Annotated in this window: 20 protein-coding genes and 2 pseudogenes; 4 read left to right on the top strand and 18 right to left on the bottom strand. The window is 60.5% G+C overall.

The window, feature by feature from the left end; all coding sequences use genetic code 11:
• Positions 1-170: 170 nt before the first annotated feature.
• The 11 genes and pseudogenes from ubiM to NKI49_RS21890 form a co-directional block, all read right to left on the bottom strand.
• A complete protein-coding gene (ubiM, locus tag NKI49_RS21940; protein ID WP_352604094.1) occupies positions 171-1352 on the bottom strand; it encodes a 5-demethoxyubiquinol-8 5-hydroxylase UbiM in 1182 nt (393 codons plus the stop codon).
• 419 nt (positions 1353-1771) lie between these two features.
• Positions 1772-1864: pseudogene (gene ccoS / locus NKI49_RS21935) on the bottom strand (cbb3-type cytochrome oxidase assembly protein CcoS); the annotation flags it as partial.
• The gene (gene ccoS / locus NKI49_RS21930) at positions 1846-2637 is read right to left on the bottom strand and encodes a cbb3-type cytochrome oxidase assembly protein CcoS (protein ID WP_352604096.1); all 792 of its coding nucleotides are present in this window, start codon (positions 2635-2637) and stop codon (positions 1846-1848) included. The gene ccoS (NKI49_RS21930) and the pseudogene ccoS (NKI49_RS21935), both read right to left, overlap by 19 nt.
• Entirely contained in the window at positions 2634-4922 is a 2289-nt protein-coding gene (locus NKI49_RS21925) for a cation-translocating P-type ATPase (RefSeq protein ID WP_352604098.1), read from the bottom strand. The genes ccoS (NKI49_RS21930) and NKI49_RS21925 overlap by 4 nt, the downstream gene beginning before the upstream one ends.
• Positions 4919-5416 (bottom strand): FixH family protein, encoded by a 498-nt coding sequence (locus NKI49_RS21920; protein WP_352604100.1) that lies wholly within the window; start codon positions 5414-5416, stop codon positions 4919-4921. Before NKI49_RS21920 ends, NKI49_RS21925 begins: the two co-directional genes overlap by 4 nt.
• Positions 5413-6972 carry a cytochrome c oxidase accessory protein CcoG gene (gene ccoG / locus NKI49_RS21915; protein WP_352604102.1) on the bottom strand — a complete coding sequence of 520 codons (1560 nt, stop codon included), beginning with the start codon at positions 6970-6972 and terminating at the stop codon, positions 5413-5415. The genes NKI49_RS21920 and ccoG overlap by 4 nt, the downstream gene beginning before the upstream one ends.
• A gap of 129 nt (positions 6973-7101) precedes the next feature.
• Positions 7102-7965 carry a cytochrome-c oxidase, cbb3-type subunit III gene (ccoP, locus tag NKI49_RS21910; RefSeq protein ID WP_352604104.1) on the bottom strand — a complete coding sequence of 288 codons (864 nt, stop codon included), beginning with the start codon at positions 7963-7965 and terminating at the stop codon, positions 7102-7104.
• A gap of 2 nt (positions 7966-7967) precedes the next feature.
• A complete protein-coding gene (locus NKI49_RS21905; RefSeq protein ID WP_023783782.1) occupies positions 7968-8117 on the bottom strand; it encodes a CcoQ/FixQ family Cbb3-type cytochrome c oxidase assembly chaperone in 150 nt (49 codons plus the stop codon).
• 11 nt (positions 8118-8128) lie between these two features.
• The gene (gene ccoO, locus NKI49_RS21900; RefSeq protein ID WP_352604106.1) at positions 8129-8860 is read right to left on the bottom strand and encodes a cytochrome-c oxidase, cbb3-type subunit II; all 732 of its coding nucleotides are present in this window, start codon (positions 8858-8860) and stop codon (positions 8129-8131) included.
• An 11-nt stretch (positions 8861-8871) separates the two neighbouring features.
• Positions 8872-10482: a cytochrome-c oxidase, cbb3-type subunit I gene (gene ccoN, locus NKI49_RS21895; RefSeq protein WP_352604108.1), complete on the bottom strand. Its 1611-nt coding sequence runs from the start codon at positions 10480-10482 to the stop codon at positions 8872-8874.
• 548 nt (positions 10483-11030) lie between these two features.
• Positions 11031-11777, bottom strand: coding sequence for a Crp/Fnr family transcriptional regulator (locus NKI49_RS21890; protein ID WP_023766606.1), 747 nt, complete (start codon positions 11775-11777; stop codon positions 11031-11033).
• A 154-nt stretch (positions 11778-11931) separates the two neighbouring features.
• Between NKI49_RS21890 and hemN the strand changes: the two genes are divergently transcribed.
• Complete coding sequence (gene hemN / locus NKI49_RS21885; protein WP_352604111.1) at positions 11932-13281, top strand: oxygen-independent coproporphyrinogen III oxidase; 1350 nt, start codon at positions 11932-11934, stop codon at positions 13279-13281.
• A gap of 335 nt (positions 13282-13616) precedes the next feature.
• On the opposite strand, the gene queE is transcribed toward hemN, so the two are convergent.
• Genes queE through queC form a run of 3 tightly spaced genes read right to left on the bottom strand, consistent with a single transcriptional unit; the run spans position 13617 to position 15402 of the window.
• A complete protein-coding gene (queE, locus tag NKI49_RS21880; RefSeq protein WP_023735817.1) occupies positions 13617-14351 on the bottom strand; it encodes a 7-carboxy-7-deazaguanine synthase QueE in 735 nt (244 codons plus the stop codon).
• Entirely contained in the window at positions 14348-14704 is a 357-nt protein-coding gene (queD, locus tag NKI49_RS21875; protein ID WP_023673552.1) for a 6-carboxytetrahydropterin synthase QueD, read from the bottom strand. The genes queE and queD overlap by 4 nt, the downstream gene beginning before the upstream one ends.
• Positions 14704-15402 (bottom strand): 7-cyano-7-deazaguanine synthase QueC, encoded by a 699-nt coding sequence (queC, locus tag NKI49_RS21870; RefSeq protein WP_023766604.1) that lies wholly within the window; start codon positions 15400-15402, stop codon positions 14704-14706. The genes queD and queC overlap by 1 nt, the downstream gene beginning before the upstream one ends.
• 403 nt (positions 15403-15805) lie before the next feature.
• On the opposite strand from queC, the gene NKI49_RS21865 reads away from it, so the two are divergent.
• Entirely contained in the window at positions 15806-16195 is a 390-nt protein-coding gene (locus NKI49_RS21865) for a hypothetical protein (RefSeq protein ID WP_023735820.1), read from the top strand.
• Between the two features lie 928 nt (positions 16196-17123).
• Here the strand turns inward: NKI49_RS21865 and NKI49_RS21860 are convergent.
• Positions 17124-17378, bottom strand: coding sequence for a helix-turn-helix domain-containing protein (locus tag NKI49_RS21860; protein WP_023735822.1), 255 nt, complete (start codon positions 17376-17378; stop codon positions 17124-17126).
• Positions 17379-17898: 520 nt separating this feature from the next.
• Positions 17899-19719: a glutamine--fructose-6-phosphate transaminase (isomerizing) gene (glmS, locus tag NKI49_RS21855; RefSeq protein ID WP_352604115.1), complete on the bottom strand. Its 1821-nt coding sequence runs from the start codon at positions 19717-19719 to the stop codon at positions 17899-17901.
• 255 nt (positions 19720-19974) lie between these two features.
• On the opposite strand from glmS, the gene NKI49_RS21850 reads away from it, so the two are divergent.
• Together NKI49_RS21850 and NKI49_RS21845 are read left to right on the top strand one after the other, a co-directional pair.
• Positions 19975-20148: a hypothetical protein gene (locus tag NKI49_RS21850; RefSeq protein ID WP_352604117.1), complete on the top strand. Its 174-nt coding sequence runs from the start codon at positions 19975-19977 to the stop codon at positions 20146-20148.
• A 35-nt stretch (positions 20149-20183) separates the two neighbouring features.
• Entirely contained in the window at positions 20184-20360 is a 177-nt protein-coding gene (locus NKI49_RS21845; protein WP_023762808.1) for a class I SAM-dependent methyltransferase, read from the top strand.
• Positions 20361-20406: 46 nt separating this feature from the next.
• Here NKI49_RS21845 and NKI49_RS21840 read toward each other — a convergent pair.
• Both NKI49_RS21840 and NKI49_RS21835 read right to left on the bottom strand, forming a co-directional pair.
• Positions 20407-20921 (bottom strand): annotated as a pseudogene (locus NKI49_RS21840) (hypothetical protein); the annotation flags it as partial.
• A gap of 167 nt (positions 20922-21088) precedes the next feature.
• Positions 21089-21499 (bottom strand): DUF2285 domain-containing protein, encoded by a 411-nt coding sequence (locus NKI49_RS21835; RefSeq protein WP_352604119.1) that lies wholly within the window; start codon positions 21497-21499, stop codon positions 21089-21091.
• Positions 21500-21548: the final 49 nt, after the last annotated feature.

Here is a 21548-nt window from a genome sequence, read left to right as displayed (position 1 = left end):
GCTTAGCATTGCCGAATCATCAAGGCTTCGCCCGCGCGCGTGCCTTGATCCGAATCATGCCATGATCGGCAACGTCACCAGGAGACAGCCTTGCCCCGCGACGACGCGCGCCAGCAAGACAAGGAAGCCTCGCCGAGACAGCGTTCCAGAGCGGCAGCGCTCTGTGCGATTCACCGCCTGAGCATGGCCGAAATGCCATGGCGGACAAAGGGAAGATGTTGGGCAAAGCGGAGCCCAGCATGTCTTGCAAGCCGTGCCGCCGGGTGCTCGCTTGAGTAAAGACCGACAAGCATGTTGGTGGCATGATAGAGCGGCGCCGCCGACAGCCGCAGCCGGCTTTCGTATCTGCCGAGCATGTCGGGATCGGCAATGTCGCGGCGGGCGCGACATGCTGTCAGTATTTTATGAGCGAGTTGCTTCTGGCCGCTGAGGCCGATGTTGAAGCCATGCGCGGTCACCGGGTGCATGCCGATGGCAGCGTCTCCGATCAGTGCCGCACTCGGAGCCGAGAACTTGTGCGCCCAGGTCGTGACCAGCGGATAGGCATGGCGGGTGCTTGCCAGGGTCATCTCTCCGAGACGTCCTCGACACCGGTTCATCAATTCCATGAGGAACAATTCGTCATCGAGAGCAAACAGTCTGTCGGCCTCACTTGAGCGCAAAGTCAGAAGCAGCGACGACACGCCTCCCATGAGCGGCAACATCGCGATGGTCTGATGGTGGTCGAACCATTCGACCGCGATCTGGTGATGGAAGCGCTCGTGCCTCACTCGGCAAATCAGCATGGAGTGGCCAAGCGGATGGATGTTTGCGCCAATGCCGAGCAGGTCGCGCATCGCGGACAAACGCGAATCCGCTGCGACGAGCAGCCGAGCGGCCAATTGCCTGCCATCAGAAAGCGTTATGACCGCCTCGTCTTCGCTATTTGTTGCATTGACGACCGAGTTGCCGCACAGCAGCCGGGCATGGTCCTGGAAGTAGACAATTTTGAACAGGGCATCGCGGATCTGACAATTTGGGACCAGAAATCCGAGTGGTTCCCCAGATCGGCTGAGAGCATCAAAGCACAGGGCGAAAGGGCTCGATCCGTTGAGCACGCGCGCGCCATGAAGCGGTGATTTGTCCGATGCGGGGATGGCGTCCCAGGCGCCGAGCTCGCGCAGGATTCTCACTGATGCGTGGGTCAGCGCGATCTCGCGACCGTCGAAAGCCGGATTCGCCAGGCTGTCGAGCGACTGCCGTTCAACCACTGCCACCTTGAGTTGGCTCCGGGCGAGCGATGCTGCGAAGGCAAGCCCGACCGGCCCAGCTCCGACGACAATGATGTCGAATGTTTCCACAGAGCCGGCCATCAGCGTGCCGCCATAGCGGCTATCTGCGATACGAAGCGCTCTTGAAGCATCGCAATCACCCACGGTTTGCCGCTCATCTCCCCAGCGTCGATAGACATGCGTTCTCCGTTCAGAGACGGGTCAATGAAACCACGCCGTTGAAGAGATAACGCTGATCTGGATCAACCAGGCTCGACAAACCCGGCGGCGGCGGGTTCACGGTCGAGTGGTCGATTGCCGCGAAAAGGTCTGCATGTCTGGGCATTCTGAATGGTCGGCTTCCCAACCGGCGTGCCACTCCTGGCCAAAGGTTCGGCAACGTATATTGGCTGATCCGTTCTTCGCACGCGCGCCGTATCGTCATGACGCGGGCAATCGCCAGCGAAGACTAGGTCGACTGACGACCAGCATCCGCACAGTCGTTGGCGCCGCCAGCCGGTTCAGCCTCGCGGATCTTCCCGATCGATAAGGACCCGCTCGGCGGAGCCGTCAAGATCTTCGTATTGGCCGCTCTTCAAGGTCCACAGGAAGCCCCGGTCCAAGCCCCACCAAAACAGGCAGCGGCCATCGCATTTCCGTCAGGACGGGCGTGTTGCTGCCGACAGGGTGGCGTGGTGCCCTGTTTTGACATGGCGCGGATCAGCACAAGCAGCAAATCAGTTCGCGTGATGATGCCGACGACCCTTTCCCGATCGACAATCGGGACATTGTTGATGCGGTGTTGCATCATCAGGTCGACAATATCTGCAATCGAGGCGCCAGGAGGCGCCGAGATAACCTGTGGGCTCATCACCTGATGGATGATCCGTCCGTTCGAGCGCACATAGTCATTGGCGGTTGTGCCCGGGCCAAGATCAAGCTCCAGCCAGCGCGGACGCACACGCTGGGTTCCGAGTTCCTCTCGGCGCAAGAAGTCGCTTTTGCTTACAATGCCAACCAGGGTGCCGTCGCTGTTCGTTATCGGCAGGCAGCTGACTTTGTTGGAAAGCATGAGCTCGACCGCTTCGGCGATTGTTGCGTTCGCATCCGTTGTGATGACTGGCTTTGTCATTATGGATTCGGCTTGCATCCTCACCCTCCTGATTTTTGCTCGGACGACGATAGGGCATCCCGACCCGCGGCGCTTTGATCTGGGGCACTTGGAGCGAGTGGTATTCTCCGCGCCGTCGTCGCTGTCGATGAGAATGCGCTTCGCCGCGCCATCGAGATCCTCGTACTGGCCGCTTCTCAACGCCCAAAGGAAGCCGGACAGGCCGAGTGCGCCAAGGAATAGGGCTACGGGGATGAGGTAGACGAGCGTCGTCATGACGATTTGGCCAAGGCGCCGGCCCGCGCGGGCCTGTCTTGCCGCGCAATTGCGGACGACGCACCCGTTGCGAAGCCTTGCAGACGCATGGCATTTCCAATCACGAGCAATGACGAGGCTGACATCGCGACCGCCGCGATAAGAGGCGTAACATGGCCAAGAATGGCGATCGGCACCGCCACAGCATTGTAAACGATAGCAATTGTTATGTTCTGTCGGATCAGGCTTCCCGCCTTGCGCGACACGTCCAGCGCCAGCGGGATCGCCAAGAGGCTTTCGCGCAGAAAAACGAAGTCGGCTCTATTGCGGCCAATGTCGGCGGCCGTGGCGGGTGCGATCGAGACATGCGCAGCGCTGAGCGCCGGCGTATCGTTGAGCCCGTCGCCAACCATCAGTACCTTGTGCCCGTCTCTCGCCAGGCTCTCGATGCGTTCAACCTTGCCGGACGGCAGCAGGCAGGGAACGAAGTCATCGACACCAAGCGCGTCCGCAACCTCTGCGCAGGCTTTCGCGGTGTCGCCCGACAGCATCTCCACGCTCATACCAGCGTTGTGCAGTTGATCGATGGCTGCCCTGGTATCGACGCGCAGCGCATCCTCGAAATCGAAGGTCGCGACGATGATCCCGTCTTTCGTCAGAACCGTCCCGCCATAGCCATGTCGGCCTTCGCCGCCGGTGCGGGCTTTCCATCCAGCCCATCCGCGTCGACCCAGTCGCCAGATGTTTCCGGCGGCAGCGGCTTCGATGCCGAATCCCGGCTGTTCGGTGACGACATCGAATTTGCGCTGCCCGCCAGGCGCGGCAAAGCCGGCTATGGCCTTTGAAAACGGGTGGCGCGAATGCGCCGCCATGTCGGCTGCAATTGCCAGCATGGCCGGATCGATCGACGATGCATTGACGAGCCGCGGTTTTCCGAGCGTGAGCGTTCCGGTCTTGTCGAACACCGCGGCATCGATAGTCGCCAGGCGCTCCATGGCCGAACCGTCCTTGACCATGATGCCGTTCTCGAACAGGCGCCGCGCAGCGACCACCTGAACGATCGGCACGGCGAGGCCGAGCGCGCACGGGCAGGTGATGATGAGAACGGCAATGGCGATGGTTATCGCGCGGTGCCAGTCGCCGGTCGCCGCCATCCAGCCCAGGAACGTCACGAAGGCGGTGAGATGAACCACGGGCGCGTAGAGTGCCGAGACGCGATCGGCGATGCGGCGATAATGCGCACGACCGCCCTCGGCAGCCTCGATCAGCCGAACCATTTCCGCCAGGAACGAATCCTTTGCGGCGGCTGTCGCCTCGATCGTCAGCGAGCCGGTAAGGTTGAGTACGCCGGCCCGCACGGCTTCGCCTGGCTCTACGCTTCGGGGCGTGCTCTCGCCGGAAACCAGCGAGCAGTCGAGATCCGACGCCCCTTGGATGATCTCGCCGTCGACGGGTATCCTATCGCCTGCCGCGATCAGCAGCAGCATTCCCGGTTCGATCTCGCCAACCGGCAAATAGTCGCGTGCGCCATCGCCGCGCAGCACCATGGCGCCACGCGCGGCCAGCTGCGACAGGCCCTTCACGGCGGTGCGGGCGCGCTCCCGCATTACATGATCCAGCGTGCGGCCGATCAGCAGGAAGAACAGCAGCGACACCGACGCGTCGAAATAAGCGTGATCGCCATGGTTGATCGTCTCGTAGAGGCTCATTGCGTAAGCGAGCGAGACCCCGACCGCGATCGGCACGTCCATGTTCATGCGGCCGTGGCGCAACGCATTCCAGGCCGAGCGGAAGAAGATGCCACCGGCGAAGGCCAGCGCCGGGATGGCGATCAGCGCTGAGACCCAGTGGAACAGGTCGCGTGTCGCGCCTTCGGCACCGGACCAGACCGAGACCGAAAGCAGCATGATGTTACCCGCCGCAAAGCCCGCAACAGCGACGGCCCGGATGAGCTCCGAGAGCGTCTTGTCCTTTGCATCGATCTCGGTCTCGAACAGGTGAGCCTGATAACCTAGCCGCTCCAGCACGGTGACGAAGGGTGGAACCTCGCTCCCGCGCCACCGGACCGATAGCCGCTTCGTTGACAGGTTGACGCGAGCGGCCTCGACGTGATCGAGTTTTACCAACGCCGTCTCTATGGTCTGGATGCAGGCGCCGCAGTGAACGGTCGGTACGGAAAGGTCGGTCTGACGAAGATCATCGCCAAGCGATCGGCTCGCCAGCCTTATTTCCTGGCTGGATGGCAGGACCGAGGTGGCGCCGACCAGATCCAGCGCCATTTCGGCGCCCGGCGCACAGCAGCTCATTTCAGCGCTCCATGGGAAATCATGATCCTGCGCACGTCGCGATAAGGTTCCTTCAGGCCGGCGTCGGCGTCGACTTCCACGATCCAGACACCATCCTTCGGCGTGTGCAGCGCGGCGAATTCCTGACCCGAGGCGAGGGCGAGCTTGATGGATCCATCCTCTTTTTCGTAAGCGGGACGGCGAAACAGCACCTTAACGCCATGCAAAGGAACCAGCTTGCCAGCGGCGTCGGTGAGGCTATAGCGGACTTCTCCCCAGGCGATGGTCAGCTTGCCGGTCCAGCCGAGGGCTGCCTGCGCCCGCCCTTCCTCGGCCTTCTTGTTGAACTGCTGGCTCGCCACATAGGTGTTTTCGACCACAAGGCCGGTCCAGCTTGTGTTGGCGAGCGTCGCCATTGTCAAATTGACCGCGATCACCACCCCGAAGAAGGCAAGGATGATGGTCAACATGTGCTTGCCGGTGAACTCGCGGGACTTTCGCGTGGTGGCGTTCATCTGGCGATCTCCGGCGCGTTGAAGGTGGCGGTGTATTCGTCCGCCTCGAAGCTCGCCTTGTCCTCGACACGGAACGTGAAGGTCTGCGCCGTGCCGTGGATTTGATCGGCGGGCTGGCGCACGAAGACCTTCAGCATTTTCAGGCGGTCGGGTTCGACCGGAATGGCGAAAGAGCGGCCTGCCTGAACGTCGTCGCCGACCACGCTCATTTCAGCTCCTTGCAAGCCTTGCATCGTGACGATGATCGTCCTTGGTTCGGGGATCATGTTGAGCAGCTTGACGGTATAGCCGTTGCGGATCGAACCGTCGGACAGCGTCACGAACTGCGGATTGCGGTCATGCAGCACGTTCACTTCGAGCCGGTCGCGCGTCAGCAGCGAATAGAGCAGGCCCAGGCCGATCAGCGACCACATACCCATGTAGACGTAGGTGCGCGGCCGAAAGATCTTGCGGATATGGAAATGCGCCACCTTGTCGGAGAACAGGCCATCAGCCGCCCTGACCAGCGACGGATCGACCGAACTCGCACCGCCTGCGGTCGCCAGCATCATGTTGGCGTTGTAGTCGGAGAGCGTGGCGTAGGAAATCAGCCCGCGCTCCTTGCCGAGCTTGTCCATGACGCCGTCACAGGCGTCGATGCAAAGCGCGCAGGTGATGCATTCGAGCTGCTGGCCATCGCGAATGTCGATCCCCATCGGACAGACAGCGACACAGGCATTGCAGTCGACGCAGTCGCCGACGGGCTGCCCTGCGGCAAGAACCTTCTTGGCGTGACGTGAGCGCGGTTCGCCCCGCCAGTCATTGTAGGTGACAGTGAGCGAACTTTCGTCGAGCATGGCTGCCTGGATGCGCGGCCATGGGCACATATAGGTGCAGACCTGCTCGCGCATCAGCCCGCCGAACGTATAGGTCGTCGCCGTCAGCACGGCGACGGTAATGTAGGCGACGGGTGCCGCAGCGCCGGTGAAGAGCTCGCCGACCAGCGTCGGCGCATCGGCGAAATAGAAGATCCAGGCGCCGCCGGTCAGCGCACCTATGACCAACCAGATGGCGTGCTTCGACACCCGCAGCATCAGCTTGCGGGCGGTCCAGGGACTGGCATCGAGCTTGATACGAGCATTACGATCGCCTTCGATGGCCCGCTCCACCACCAGGAACAGATCGACCCATACGGTCTGCGGGCATGTATAGCCGCACCAGGCACGGCCGACAGTCGACGTGATGAGGAAAAGACCGACGCCGGCCATCACCAGAAGTCCGGCCACATAGTAGAATTCCTGCGGCCATATCTCGAACAAGAAGAAATAGAAGCGCCGGTTTGCAAGATCCAGCAGCACGGCCTGGTCCGGGCTAAACGAGCCCCGATCCCATCGCAACCACGGTGTCAGATAGTAGATGCCGAGCGTGACCGCCATCACCAGCCATTTGAACTGGCGAAAGCTGCCCGAGGCCCGCTTCGGGAAGATCTTCTTGCGCGCGGCATACATTGACTGACGCACCTTGGCGGAGTTGACCGGCGTGGGTTCGATCCGTCCTATTTGCGTGTTATCAAGCACGAGAAGCTCCAGTCACCAGCGACGATTTCGCCGGAAGCCGACTCAACGGTTCTGGATGATGCCGAGGCCCGGCTTGCGCCGGGCCTCGTCGCTTGGCGGGAGGGGGAGGACGAGAATAGGCTTCTGCTCCTATTCTCCGCCGCCAAGCGAATGGATGTAGACCGCCAGTTCCTTGACCTTGATCTCGCCGAGGCGCGCGCCCCAGGCCGGCATCACGCCCTGTTTCGGCGCGGTGACCTGGGCGGCGATGGCCGCTTCGCCTGACCCGTAGAGCCAGATGGCGTCGGTCAGATCTGGAGCGCCGAGTTCCTTGTTGCCCTCTGCATTGTCGCCGTGACAGGCCACGCAATTTTCGGCGAAGACCTTGGCGCCGGGCGCGACCAACGATTGATCGCCGACAGTGCCGGACAGGCTGGCAATATAGGTGCTGACCTGTTTGATCTGATCGGCGGTGATGATGTCGCCAAAGGCCGGCATTTCCGACAGGCGCGTATCCGGATCGGAGGCGAAGCGGATGCCATTTGTGATCGTCTGCTGGATCTGGTCCGCCTCGCCGCCCCACAGCCAGTCGTCGTCATTTAGGTTCGGAAAGCCCTTGGAACCCTGGGCGCCGGAACCGTGGCACTGCACGCAATTGAGCTTGAACGCGGCGCCGCCGGCGGCGACTGCGAATTCGCGCAACGTATCGTCCGCCGCGATCTCCGAAACGCTTTTCGACTCTATTGCAGCGACATATTTGCCCTTTGCCGCTTCGGCCGCCGACAGCTCGTTCCCGACATCGTTGCGGCTGGAATAGCCGAGCACACCCTTCGTTGCAGTGTGCAGCAGCGGCCATGCCGGATAGGCGATGGTGTATCCGATCGCCCAGACTATGGTGATGTAGAAGGTGATGACCCACCAGCGCGGGAGCGGGTTGTTGAGCTCGCGAATGCCGTCCCACTCATGACCGGTCGTCGAGATGCCGGAAACCTCGTCAATGTGATCGCTGCTCATGATCAGTCCTCCTTCAGAGGAATTTGAGCTGCTTCGCCGGCTTGCCTGCGGCTGCCGGGACGAAGTGCAAAGGCAACGGCTCCGATGAAGAAAAGAGCCATGGCAAGCAGGCCCCAGCTGTCGGCAAACTCCCGCATGAAATTGTACGTCATCGCCATTCTCCTCAGCGGTAGCCGGCGGTCTCATCGTAGTTCTTGAAATCGACCAGCGTGCCGAGCATCTGCAGATAGGCGACCAGGGCGTCCATTTCTGTGACCTGTTGCGGGTTGCCGTCGAAGTCGCCGATCTTGGCCTTGGGGTAGCGGGCCTCGAGGCCGGATGTGTCGGCGTTGGGATCAGCCTGCGTCATCAAATCGGCATTGGCGTTAGCGATCATGTCATCGGTGTAAGGGGCACCGACACGCCTGTTTGCGACCAGATGCGTCGAGAAGTCCTTCACCGCGATCGGCGTGTCCTTCAGAAAGCCATAGCTCGGCATGATCGATTCCGGCACCACGGAACGTGGGTCCGTGAGGTGCTCGACATGCCAAAGATTGGAGTAGCGATCGCCAACCCGGGCGAGGTCCGGGCCGGTACGCTTCGATCCCCACTGGAAGGGATGATCATACATCGACTCGGCCGCCAGGCTGTAGTGGCCGTAGCGCTCGACCTCGTCACGGAACGGCCTGATCATCTGGCTGTGGCAGAGATAGCAGCCCTCGCGCACATAGATGTCGCGCCCGGCAAGTTCGAGCGGCGAGTAAGGCCGCATGCCTTCGACCTTCTCGATCGTGTTGTCGAGATAGAAGAGCGGCGCGATCTCGACGATGCCACCAACGGTGACCACGAGAAGCGATCCAACGAGCAGAAGTGTAGCGTTCTTCTCGATGACCGCGTGTCTGTTCATCAACCTCATTTTCTGTCTCATCATCGCGCAAGCTGGAGGGCGGGAACGGAGCCGGGCATCGGATCCTCCTCGCGCCGGTAGCCAAGGATGGTCATGGCGACGTTCCAGGCCATGATCAGGGCGCCGGAGAGGTACATGGCCCCGCCGATGGCGCGCATGACATAGTAGGGGTGCATGGCGGCGACCGTTTCGGCGAAGGAGTAGACCAGGAAGCCTTGCTCGTCGTATTCGCGCCACATCAGGCCCTGCATGATGCCGGACACCCACATGACCGACGCGTAGACAACGATGCCAAGCGTCGCCAGCCAGAAGTGCCAGGTAACGAGGCGCAGCGAGTAGAGCCGTTCACGGTTCCACAGCTTCGGCACCATGTAATAAAGCGCGCCGAACGAGATCATGCCGACCCAGCCGAGTGCGCCCGAATGGACGTGTCCGATGGTCCAGTCGGTATAGTGCGACAGCGAGTTGACCGTCTTGATCGACATCATCGGGCCCTCGAAGGTGGACATGCCGTAGAAGGCGATGGCCATCACCATCATGCGGATGATCGGATCGGTGCGGAGCTTGTCCCAGGCGCCCGACAGCGTCATCAGGCCATTGATCATGCCGCCCCATGACGGCATCCACAGCATGATCGAGAACACCATGCCGAGCGTCTGCGCCCAATCGGGCAAGGCGGTGTAGTGCAAATGATGGGGTCCAGCCCAGATGTAGAGAAAGATGATTGCCCAGAAATGGACGATCGACAGCCGGTAGGAATAGACCGGCCGGTTCGCCTGCTTGGGCACGAAATAATACATCATGCCGAGAAAGCCGGCGGTCAGAAAGAAGCCCACGGCGTTGTGGCCATACCACCATTGCGTCAGAGCGTCCTGGACCCCGGAGAAAGCCGAATAGCTCTTCGAGCCCAGGAAGGAGGCGGGCATGGAGAGGTTGTTGACCACATGCAGCATCGCGATGGTGACGATGAAGGAGAGGTAGAACCAGTTAGCGACGTAGATGTGGGGTTCCTTGCGCTTCAGGATCGTGCCGAGGAACAGGATGAGATAGGCGACCCAGACGATGGTCAGCCAGATGTCCACATACCATTCGGGCTCGGCGTATTCGCGGCTCTCGGTGATGCCGAGCAGGTAGCCAGTCGCTGCCATGACGATGAAGAGCTGGTAGCCCCAGAACACGAACCAGCCGAGATCGCCGCCGAACAGCCGGGCGCGGCAGGTGCGTTGCACGACATAGAGAGACGTGCAAAGCAGCGCGTTGCCGCCGAAGGCGAAGACGACTCCCGACGTATGCAGTGGCCGCAAACGGCCAAAGTTGAACCAGGGCTGGATGTTGAGATCGGGATAGGCAAGCTGCAGCGCGATGACCACGCCGACAAGCATGCCGATGACACCCCAGAACATGGTGGCGATGGCGCCGTAGCGGATTGGGCCATCCATGTAGGCGGCCGGATCGATCGGCGCGGCAGGCTTGAACTCAGTGTTGCGCAACAGGATCGCAGTGAAGCCAGCCAAGGCGAAGAACAAGACCCACATATGCTGGCGAAAGGGTTCATCCACCCCAGCGCCAGCGGCCACCAAAGCCGCGAATGCGAACAGGCTTAGAAGCACGATTTCTTTGCCGAATTTCATCGCAAGCCCCGATTTCCAATTCCGGCGGATGCCAAACCGCGGTGCCTTATTGCGCAGCCGTCGCCCGCTCGCCCTGATCCATGTCAGAGCCGCACCATTTTGCTTCGAGCAGCATCGAGTTCGGTGCGATCAGACTGTGTCGAATGTGGAAGTGCAGCAGCGGCCGCCGGTTTATGGACAGGCCCGGCGTCCCCAGTTGGGGCCCGGGTATGGAGGCGATCGCGGGCGTGTGGGCAAGCGCACCTTCTGTGACGCTGGTAAGCAGGCCGATGCCTTACCGAACGTCGATCGTTTCAATGCCTTGGAACAGCCAGCGCCAGCGTTGCGCTGCCTTCGTTACATTTATGGTTTGGACGGCGATTTTCGCCTGCGTATGAGGCATATTGACTTCGGCCAAGTGTGGATGCTTCGCCGACGAGCCCAAACGCAACTGGCGTATACGATCGGAATTAGAACGGGCTGTCGCTACGCGATGTCTTCTGAGCCCAACGCGAGCATGCCCTGCCCCGAATGAAGTAAGTGGCGTGGGCCATGCAGCTTCGTGTCATTCAAACGGCTATTGCGCCTCGGCCGCCGCAGCGCCGTTCCAGCCGGCTCATGCTGTCCACGGTGACGCGGCGGTTGTTCTCGATCCGAATCACGCCGTCCATTCTCAGGCTGGTCAGCTGACGGCTCACGGTCTCGTTTGTGATTCCAAGGAAATCAGAGATGTCGGCACGCGTCATCGGCAGCTCGAAGCACGCCGACCTAGCCGCCGGGTCAACATTGGAGTCGATGTTCCGGGCAATCATGAGGAGAAAGCTCGCCACCTTCTCTGGTGCGGTCTTGCGCCCCAGAGTCACCATCCATTCGCGGGCCTCGTCAAGTTCGTTCAGCGCCTGCTTGAGCAGGCGATGCACAAATTCGGGTGACTGCTTCATCATCCGTTCGATGGCCGCTCTCGGAAACGAGCATAGCGAGACAGCTGTTGCCGCTTCCGCATTGATCGCACTTTTCATCTTGAAGGGCCGTCCCAGAAAATCCGGCGCGAACTGGAGACCGACGATCTGCTGGCGGCCGTCCGAAAGGCTCTTCGTGAGCTTCACCACGCCTGAAAGCACGTTTGAATAACAGTCGACCGCCTCGGCGTCGCCGATCAGTTCGACCCCCGGCTCGATATTGTGCCGCGACGACGTCTTGGCGAGCTGAGCCAAATCGTCTGGCTCGAGCGCGCCACAGACACCGCGGCGCCGTGCCTCGCAAGGCAGGCAAAGAACGGGAATGCCGGAACTGTGAATATCCTGCCGTAATGTCATTCGATCGCTCTACCGGTCCAGTGCGGGCAGGATAGCAATCCACGGTAGAAAAATCCTTGCGGCAGTTTGTCCGTGCTGAAGGTTGATCGAAATCAGGGCTTAGGCTCATCCAAGCATCCACAGTTCGGGCGACGCAAACACGGTGGACCACGACATGCGACAAAAGCTAGCTGCCAGACTTGGCGAGAACGTCCCGCGCTATACCAGTTATCCGACTGCGCCCCATTTCCATGCGGGCGTCGATGCCGTCGTTTACCGAGGCTGGTTGGAGGCGCTCGAAGGTGGTGACGAGATATCGCTTTACCTGCATATTCCCTATTGCGACAGGCTCTGCTGGTTCTGCGCGTGCCATACCAAACAGACGCGCCACTACGAGCCGGTGGCCGCTTATCTGCGCTCGCTGTATGCGGAGATCGCCACGGTTGGCGGCCTTGTTACCGGCAAGGGCCGAGTTCGCGCGGTTCATTTCGGCGGCGGTTCCCCGACGATGCTGGAACCTGAAGATATAGTGGCGCTGGGAAGCGTCCTGCGCAACAGCTTCGCCTTTCTTCCCGGCGCCAAGATCAGCGTTGAAATCGAACCCAATGATATGGACGATGCCCGCCTCGATGCGCTTGCCGAAATCGGCACGACCCGTGCGAGCCTCGGCGTCCAGGACTTCGATCCGAAGGTTCAGAAGGCAATCAACCGCGAGCAGAGCTTTTTGCAGACCAAAGCGGTAGTCGACGGTGTTCGTTCGCGCGGCGTCGAATCGGTCAATCTAGACCTGCTCTACGGCTTGCCGCACCAGACGAGGGAGAGCGTCTCCTCCACCGTCGCGCAGGCGCTGACCTTGGAACCCGACAGGATAGCGCTTTTTGGCTACGCCCATGTGCCGTGGTTCAAGAAACATCAGACCATGATTGATAAGGCCTGGTTGCCAGGGCCGGAGGAGCGGTTTGCCCAATCACAACTGGCAGCCCACGCTATTCTTGACCGAGGATACGAAGCAATCGGGCTCGATCATTTCGCCAAACCGGGCGATGCGTTGGCAGTAGCGGCTCGCGCGGGGGCTTTGCATCGCAATTTCCAGGGCTATACAGAGGATCGCTGCGAGACATTGATCGGTCTCGGTCCGTCATCCATCAGTCAGTTTCGGCAGGGCTATGCGCAGAACATGCCTTCGACCAGCGAATATCGACGCATGGTTGATGACGGCGGGCTGGCCGCCGTCCGCGGTATCGCACTTTCCGACGACGACCGCGTTCGCGGCTGGATCATCGAGCGGCTGATGTGCGACTTCGCCTTCTCGGCCATCGATCTGGTGGAACGCTTCGGCGAAGCCGGCCAGAGGCTCCTCCTTCAGTCGAGTTCCATGGCCCTACACGATCCGGTTCGATTGCTTGAACTTGATGGCGACAGATTCGTTGTGCCGGCTGAAAGTCGCCCTTTCGTCCGAAGCATCGCGGCCAGGTTCGACAAATATTTCGAAACTGGAACGGCCAGGCACTCGGCGACAGTCTGAGCACCGCAGAGGAACGGTCATGGCTCTCACTCGATCGTGAACCGATTGCGATCGTTTTCCACTGTTGACCGGCGACCGTCGGCCGAGACGGTTCGAAGCGGACCAGACGCGTCTTGGCATAGCGACGATCTCGCCCGCTCATGCCCTGCCTGTCAGATCATGGTTGTCGGCGACAGCTCCCTTCGACCTTGCAAGGAGAATGCAAGGTGTCGTGCAAGCGGCTGACAACACTTGGGCCGGTGGCAGAAGTCCGCAAGCACCCCGGCAGCGCGGTCAACGTTGAACCACCCGTTCACCCGAATATGCCGGTGCAGTTCAGGTGGAAAGGGCCTGGCCTAGACGGCTCTCTTGTTACCCCAGAGCATAACGTGCAGCTGCGGTAGCACGCGGGCTTCGAACCATTTGTCGCGGGTCACGCTGTCAACCAGCCACTCCATGCGCTTCAATATTCCGTCAAGGTCGACGGGCGCGTCATCATTTGCCGGGTGTGGCGGCGTGTGATTGCCGGGTTGCAGATAGATCGGAAGTTGCGGAAATTGCGCAGCGGCGTCTTTCGCGTAGGCGTAGTCCCTTTCGTCGAAAACAATGAGCTTGAGCACGATTTGGGGCTTGCCTTGTGCCGCCTGGAGGCACGCCTCGACAGCGGCCCAATCTGTCGTCATTTGGCTTGACGGCGGCTTTGGGCTGAGGATCAGCACGTCAAGGTGCGCAAACCAGTCCCTGGCAAGCGAACCTTGGGTTTCCAGCGCAAAACGGTAACCGTCACCATGGCCTCGGTCGATGAGCGCGCCGAGCGGCTGGATGGCCGGATTGCCGCCTGACAGCGACACCATAAGCGGGCGGCCACCGGAAAGCGCAAGCACATTTTTCCACACCGCGCCGACGGACATCATCTCCCATTCATGGCGGAATTGATTGTCCACAGCATGCAGGCTGTCGCACCAGGAACAGCGAAAGTCACACCCGCCGGTTCTGACGAAGATCGTCGGCAAACCTATGAGCACGCCCTCGCCCTGGATCGTCGGCCCGAAAATCTCGCTAACGCGGATTGCGGGATGAGTATTGGTCATGGCCGGTATTCCGCCCAGGTTTTCGGCGTTTCGCTCACCCGCACGGCCGCGGTTTCGCTCAGGCGTGCCTTGCACCAGTCGTAGAAATGTCTGGCCAGATATTCCGCCGTGACTTGCTCGTGTCCCAGCACGTCGTTGAGATGTCGGTGGTCGAAGCTCTCGTCGATGTAGCGTTTGAATGGCGCCAAATCGTGGTAGTCGCGCACGAAGCCGTGATCGTCCAGTCCATCCGCTGAAAGCTCCACTTCGACGATGTAGTTATGTCCGTGCAGGCGCGCGCATTGGTGATCGGGTGGCAATGAGGTGAGCTGATGCGAGGCTGAGAAGTGGAATTCCTTGGTGATGCGGAACATTACGCGGTGGTCCTTCGCAGCGCTCCGAGCCAGAAGTCGGAGTCCTCGTACTCGGTTGGGTCCGGGTGCCCAGCGATGTGAAACGCCTCACGCCGCTCGACGCAGGTCCCGCACCTCCCGCAATGACGCTCGGCGCCCTTGTAACAGGACCAGGTCTGCGCAAACGGCGTGCCGTATGTGGCTCCATCCCTAACAATGTCCGCCTTCGTCAGGTTCACATAGGGTGCATAAAGGCGAATCTGCGCGTAGCCGTCAAGCGCGTGGTCCTGCATCATCTGGAAAGCATCGATGAAGGCCGGACGGCAATCGGGATAGACAATATGATCCCCACCATGCACGGCCGTCGCCACCGCGTCAGCGTCTTGCGCTGCGGCGAGGCCGAAGGCAATGGCCAACATGATGGCGTTCCGGTTGGGCACCACCGTTACCTTCATCGTATCTTCGGCATAGTGCCCGTCGGGCACGTCCACATTGTCGGTCAGCGCGGAGCCGGAAAGGCCGCCGCCGATCTCGTGGATATCGATGATTCGCTGCGGGACGCCCAGGCGCTCCGCGCAAAGGGTGGCGAAGCCCAATTCCTTCCTATGCCGTTGGCCGTAATCGAACGATAGCAGGCCGGTAAGCTGGTGCTCCGCTGCCACCTTGTGAGCAAGAGTAACGGAATCCAATCCGCCGGAGCAGACGACGAGAGTCTTCATCGTTGGGTCCTTGTTTTAACCGGGTAGGCTGCGACCGGAGATTTCTCTGCGCTCCAGTACTTCAGGAAAACCATTTTGTGAAGTGAACGGAGACCAGTTTCGTGCGCTTGCGTGCGGTGCGCAAAACGCCCTCGCGGTGAGTTGGAAGGACACGGATTGGTGAGACGTCACGCTTCAGCGGAATGCTCAAGCGAACGCTGCTCGCGGACAAAGTTCTCGACGAGCAGAGCCTGGCGGTTCCGAGCGCCGAGGGACGCCACTGCAACGGTTGCAGGGTACAAGGAGCCCGGATGGCTTGCCGCAAAGATGACCGGCAAACCCTGAATAACCGGTGATGAGCCGACATCTGTGAACAAGCGGTGTGGTCGATTGCAATCACCCATGTCTTGCGCACAGGTACCTTATGTCAGTGGATGAACTGAACTTGATGGTTTTACAGATGGCAGTCGAAAGCGTCCGCTCGCTCTCGTTGAGCTTCGCTGAAAAAGCCGCCGAGATAGCCACCAGGAGCCGCGGCATCCTGCTTTTCGACGTGCGGATCGACGGTGACGCGCAGGTCCAGCGAGTCGCAGCCATCCGATATCACGGCGGCCAATTCGGCGTGCTGGCGTTGGATGTACACGGCCTAGTTACCCACTATTGCATCGTTAACGGTATGTTCTCACATTACATTGCGTCCTTGGAGAGCTGGCACAGGATGCCCCTGTCGATGCAGGCCAAGATGGATGCCAACGGCAATGCCCGTCTCTTCGTAGCCGCGTTGCGGGATGCCGGACATATGCTGGGCACCTAGCATTGGGCGAGAATGCATCTGTGAATTTTGCATGTGCGTCACTGCGATGGCGCCGGCATGATCGTCATGCTCCAAAACCGCTGCGGCCCCCGCGAAGCGGTCGCCGCGATGATGGTGATCAACGGCGTTGCATCGATGCGAGCGTTTAGACAGAGGTCTCCTCCTGGCATCGAGCGCATGCAAGGAGCTACGCAAGCGCAACTGCATCAAGTATTTTGAAGGGACGACCTCATGCATGGAGCTTGCGCTGCATACGGGCGGCGCGAGCCGCGTTGCCGTCCAGCAGAGAGGGTGCTTGCGGTACTCTCAATGACCCGAGATCGCAAATGGACGTGGGTAAGCACCAGAACTGGCAACACCCATGGTGGTCCGCTGGACTCGCTGGAGGAAGCACAAGGTGTCGGCGGGCAGAGCGCAGCGAGTGCCTACCTCGATCTTTCTAGAAGCGCGCCGGCAGCCTGGGCGGGGGGGCTTGGGGTTAGACTGCCGGCGCACGCCACTCACGAAGAGCGGCCCCTTTTCGTGGTTCGAACACCCATAGTCAACCCGGAAACGTCAGGATGCCCGCCATGTTATTTTCAGAGCGGCGCGATGCCGGCCATGTTGGCCGATTCAGCCTAGGAGTAGCCACTCTCGTAGGCCGAGTTGATGCTCAAGCGCCAGCATCGCCTCGCCGAACTACCAAGAGTTCGCCGTTACAATCCTTCGTCGCGAGCCGATGCCCTCGTGCACGTTTCGTAGCACTCCGGGCGGCTATATCGCCTTGTTGTTCGCGATGCCATGTGAACGGTTCCTGCATCGGAAAGTTGACGAGATTCTCTTGGCGGTACTGCGCCACAGGCATCCCAACGGGAATCAGCGTCTACAATCAGCCGCAAGCTTCACATCACAAGAGCGGCAGTCCACCCATTGCGGATCATCCGACTGATCAGGCGGCGTCCGAAATGTGCGACTCTGCCTCAAGGATTCCCACAGGTATGGAAAGCGATCTCGCTATCCGATCCCGATATCCCTTGTTGTACCTCAGACCTCGCTCGATGTTTTGAATTTCCTCAGCGGCAAGCCCGCTCGCGACCGTCAGGTCCTCGATCGAATACCCAAGGTGCTCACGATAAGCGCGGACGATGTGGGTCCCCTGCGACATAGCCGTCAAGACTGGTTCGGGAATGCGCGAATCGTTCATAAACATCTCCAAGAACATGGGAGCTCCCTCGGGAGATACCCCCCCGGCGGCGCAGATCAAGCAAATCAAAAAATGGACGTCCATTCAGCCGGACCGGCCTCATCCATGGAATGGGCCGCCTGAATTAGGAGCTGGGTCGGAATATGGCGGCTCACCTCCTTCTAATCAAGAAAGCCAACGGCGAGAATTATTCGCGAAGGATCGCAGGTCGGATGCGCTACAGCCGATCAGGCCATCTCAGGAGGGGGCCCTGGAACTCTGAACACCAACTCGAACTCCCGGTACGGACACTGCTTCCTTCGGCCAATCTCCACCGGCGGGGGAGCGAAAGACCCACTCTTGAAAGACCCCGGCTGCGTGCTGACGTCGGCTCTAGGAAGCTCGATCGCCCTGTGCCCCGATCGACCGGCCGAAAAAAGGGATTCCAAATTCCAGCAAACACTGGTCATCTGGTTTTCATCCGGATCCAGACAAAGGGTAGCTTTCCATCGAGAGCTTCGCCATCTGTACAGGTTCACAATCATTCGACCGTGACCGATTTTGCGAGATTGCGCGGCTGGTCTACATCTGTCCCCATGAAGAGCGCCGTGTGGTAGGCAAGAAGCTGTATCGGCAGCGAGAAGATCATTGGCGCGATAATCTCGTCGACTACCGGCAGCACGAGCGTGTGCATGGTGTCGAGTTTCGATGCGGCTGCCCCATTTTTATCGGTGATGAGGATAATCCGCCCTCCACGGGCAGCCACTTCCTGCATGTTGGAGACGGTCTTGTCGAAAAAGCGGTCATGGGGCGCGATGACGATCACCGGCATGTTCTCGTCTATCAATGCGATTGGCCCGTGCTTCAATTCACCCGCTGCATAGCCTTCGGCATGGATGTAGGAAATCTCCTTGAGCTTCAGCGCTCCTTCCATCGCTAGCGGGAAACTGGTGCCACGGCCGAGATACAGGACGTCACGACACTTTGACAGTTCGCGCGACAAGAACTCGATCTCCGGCTGGATGCTGTTGAGTACCTGGCCCATGACGCGCGGCAATTCGGCGAGGCTCCTGACGAGTGCCTGCAGCTCGCCTTCGGGGACGGTCCCGCGGGCTCTGGCGGCGCTGATGGCGAGTGCGGCTAGAACGGCAAGCTGGCAGGTAAAAGCCTTGGTAGAGGCGACGCCGATCTCCGGTCCGGCAAGGATCGGGAAGACCGTATCGGCCTCCCGAGCGATGGTCGATTCGCAGGCATTGACGATAGCGCCAATTTTCAGCCCACGCTCCTTGCAGTACCTCAACGATGCAAGCGTATCGGCGGTTTCGCCGGACTGCGAAATGAAAAGAGCCGCGGACTGCGGCGGCAAAGGGATCTCGCGGTAACGGAATTCAGACGCAACGTCGATTTCAACCGTCAGGCGCGCATAGCGCTCGAACCAGTATTTTCCGATCAGTCCGGCGAGATAGGCGGTCCCGCAGGCAGAGATCGCCAAGCTCGGAACCTTGGCGAAATCGATGCCAGGAACCATGTCGCGACCCTCTATGATGTTGATGTAATGACGAAGAGCATGGGCGATGACCTCGGGCTGCTCGTATATTTCCTTCTCCATGAAGTGGCGATGGCTGCCCTTGTTGGCCAGATCGGCCGCGGCCGTGGAGATATGGCGCGGACGCTCGACGGGATGGCCGTCGATATCGAAGATATGGGCGCCCGAATTGCCGACAATGGCCCAGTCGCCGTCCATGAGATAGGTAATTTCATTGGTGAAGGGCGCAAGAGCGATCGCGTCGGAGCCCAGGAACATCTCGCCGTCGCCGTGACCGATCGCCAGCGGTGGTCCGTTGCGCGCCGCCGTGATGGTCGACGGTTCATCTTCGAAGAGGATGGCAAGAGCATAGGCGCCCCTGACGCGTTTCAGCATGGCACGCGTGGCCTCTTGCGGCCTCATGCCCTCGCGGCGGTATCTTGCCAACAGATGCCCAACGACCTCGGTGTCGGTGTCGGTCTGGAACTCGGCGCCATCCGCCGCCAATTCGTCCTTCAGCTCGGTGAAATTCTCGATGATGCCGTTATGGACGACGGCGACACCGTCGGTAAAGTGCGGGTGCGCATTGCGTTCCGTCGAGGCCCCGTGGGTTGCCCAACGCGTGTGGCCGATGCCGACTTTGCCGCTCAGCGGCTCTTCCTTCAGTCGCCTCTCGAGATTGACGAGCTTGCCCTCGGCGCGCCGGCGGTGCAAGGCACCGTCGATGATCGTCGCAACGCCGGCGGAATCATAGCCGCGATATTCCAAACCCTTCAACGCGCCGATCAACCGATCCGACACCGGCTGTTGCCCAACGATGCCAACAATCCCGCACATGTTCGTCTCCGCATTTTTGCGGGCAGCATCAGCCCACGCGAGACGGATACCCATCCGGCCGCTTTAAGTGGCGGCCTTGTAGTAGGATTCCATAATATTGGTACAATTGATTGTAGTGATCACTACCATCCACCCCATGGATAGGTCGGCTGCTGTGGGGACCTAAAGTTCTATTCGCGCCTGACGCTCTTATGAGAATCGCAAACTCACCCGCGGCAGGATCACGGCCTCAGAAAGGCCAGCAGGCCTTGGACAGTGGACGGACGACCGGCCTGCGAGCCCTTGGTCGGCGTCGATGTCTATGGCGACGACATGGCGGGCGACCGTGGCGATCGGCACAGCCGTCGCCGCAGCTTGTCGCCGAGACAGACCATCGCCGATGCCGAAGTCGGCGGCACAATGCTCATACATGCCGGACTGCCTGACTAAGCTGGAGGCCACGCAGCGCCGCTACCGGCGCCGGCGTGACCAATTGCGAATTCGTCGCCGGCGACGCCTATGAACTCGCTACTCTGGTGTCACGCCCCGTCGACCTCGTCTTCATGGCCAACGCTTTCCATGGCGTCCCGGACCGACCGCGGCTGGCACGTGCCGTGCGCGAGGCGCTCGCCCCCGGCGGGCATTATGCCATCGTCAACTGACACCGGCGCCGCGCGAGACGACGACGGTCCTGGGCGAGCCGCGCGGCCCGCGAAGCGAACTCAGGCTAATATCCATGAGCAGCGGATCGTTTTGGACGGCAACGGCCGAGTTACAGCCCAGAATGCGCTCGAAATAATGGCCGCTGAGCAACGGACGGCCAAACCGCGCCTCAGCCTCCGCATGCTCCGCCGGCATGAATTCGAGTCGGCGATCGAAATTGCCGAAACAAGGTGTGCACCTGGCGAATGCGGCTACATCTTCACGAGGCCGGGAAAAAGCCCATCCATCCGCAGCGCGTCGACAACGTCCTGGCAATTGACACCGGCAAACATCGTGTCCTGGGCTCTTTGCGACCTTCGGACCGGCTTTGCACCACGCCAGTGCATTCTCCGTGCCGGCATGGTGCGCGCCAACATGAACATGGGCAGCCACGCCGGGTTCTCGCGAATATCCGACAGGTAGGTCGGAATGCGTACGGCTATGCGACGCAGCATGCTGCCGTTTCGCGCGATCGTTTCAAGGCTTGCCGCGCCGGCTTTGTCGGGGTTCATAACGGTCATCGGGATCCTCAAGGCATGAATGCACTCATCGACGAAGGTTGGGTCCCAGTGCTTCGCCGCGATTCGCCGCGGGAAGAACTAGGCGCTTGCCACGTTTTGCGCAACGCACAATTGCAGTGAGAAAATGGAGGTTGCGCGTTCGAATAAGACAATCACAACCACCCCAATTACCTCAGGAACTGTCTGTAGCCGCCGCCCATCAGGTAGCGGCCACGTTGGATGGCGCGACGTACCTGATCGCGAAGATGGCCACCTGGATGACGCCAATCTTCTTCGACACGGCGTCTGCCGAACAAGGCAATGGCGACCTCCTGATGAGATGCTCCCGCGAGCGAGCCGTCCAAAGCCTGGAGTACGATACGCAGACGCGCTCCGCGGTGTTCCGGCGGAAAGCAAGCAGCTGACAGACGGCGGCAACCATTGACGTCGTTCAGGAACTGAAGGGCAGAGACATGGAACTTGAGGTGGCGCGGCTGAAGGATCGCGTCGACATATAGCCGCAACGGGCGGAGGACGGACGCACCGGAAACGGCGATCTGCAGACTCCGGCAGTTCTCCCTCAGCAGCACGTGCTGCACGCCCGCAGCTGTCAGCAGGATGTCCTTGCAGCATGAGAGCGAAGAAAGG

Origin of the sequence: Mesorhizobium sp. M0587, from assembly GCF_040320945.1 — a bacterium.
In the GTDB taxonomy this organism is placed as follows: domain Bacteria; phylum Pseudomonadota; class Alphaproteobacteria; order Rhizobiales; family Rhizobiaceae; genus Mesorhizobium.
The sequence above is the reverse complement of the archived record's forward strand: the minus strand, read 5'-3'. Positions and strand labels throughout refer to the sequence as shown.